This is a genomic window from Micromonospora sp. NPDC005413 (genome assembly GCF_040606435.1).
Lineage (GTDB): Bacteria > Actinomycetota > Actinomycetes > Mycobacteriales > Micromonosporaceae > Micromonospora.
The window spans coordinates 1-1,011 of sequence record NZ_JBEXEV010000082.1 but is presented as its reverse complement, the minus strand read 5'-3'; the positions used below and the strand labels follow the sequence as shown (position 1 = coordinate 1,011).

Sequence of the window (1,011 nt, the reverse complement as noted above, 5' to 3'; positions counted from 1 at the left end):
TCACCTCCCAGCCCGGCACTAGGAGTGTTGGCCAGAAGACGTAGTTGGAGATCATGCCCAGGAACTGGGTGGCTGCGAGGTCCACGTCCTCGACCCGCACCGTTCCCGCCTCGTGCTCAGCCAGGAGGTAGCTGCGTACGGACTCGAAGTAGGGCATCTTCCCGTGCGAGAACTGCGCATGGGCCAGCTCCGGGAACCGCGGCAGCTCGGCGATGACGATTCGGAACAGGTCGGTCATCTGGGGCCGGCTCAACAGCTCGGCGTAACGGCGACCGATGGCGCTGAGCCCGTCAACGACGTTGCCTGCCGGCGGAGGATCCTCCTCGTCAGCGGTTGACCAGGACTCGGTGACGATGGCGTCGAACAGGGCAGCCTTGCTCGGAAATTGCTTGAACAAGGTGGCCCGCGAGACACCCGAGCGCTCTGCGATCCGCGCCAGCGATGTCCGGTCGTAGCCCAACTCGAGGAACAGTGCGGTCGCGGCCGTCACGATCAGCGCGCGCTTTTCCTGGGCGACGCGCTGGTGGTACGTCGGTACGACCCTGCTCATGGACTGAGCATACGAGGTGAGTGGCTTGACTCGCCACTGCCGCCGACCTAGTGTTAAGGCAGTGGTGAGTCGCTCGGCTCGCCATCGGCTGGCCGTTCATCGCCGATGATCCCGGTCAGTCACCCACGTACCGAAGGAACATCGGATGAACCGCTTCGACAACCAGACCGTGCTCGTGACCGGTGGGACCGGTGGCCAGGGATCGAGCCACGTACGCGCCTTTCACGCGGAGGGAGCGAACGTGGTGATCGGCGACATCGACGCCGAACGCGGCGCCGCTCTCGCCGACGAGCTCGGGACCCGCGCTCACTTCACCCGCCTCGACGTCACCGACGAGAGTTCGTGGTCCGCTGCTGTGCTAGCCGCCGAGAGCGCCTTCGGCGCCCTGAACGTGCTCGTCAACAACGCGGGCGTCCAGAACCCGCCGGCGCCGATTGAGAACACGGACCAGGCCACGTGGT

At 65.8% G+C, this 1,011-nt stretch carries 2 protein-coding genes; one reads left to right on the top strand and one right to left on the bottom strand.

All coding sequences use genetic code 11. The features are described from left to right. A partial coding sequence (locus ABZS37_RS32680; RefSeq protein ID WP_355175464.1) for a TetR/AcrR family transcriptional regulator occupies positions 1–550 on the bottom strand: 550 nt, incomplete at its 3' end. Between the two features lie 145 nt (positions 551–695). Here ABZS37_RS32680 and ABZS37_RS32675 point away from each other — a divergent pair. Next, a partial coding sequence (locus ABZS37_RS32675; protein ID WP_355175462.1) for an SDR family NAD(P)-dependent oxidoreductase occupies positions 696–1,011 on the top strand: 316 nt, incomplete at its 3' end.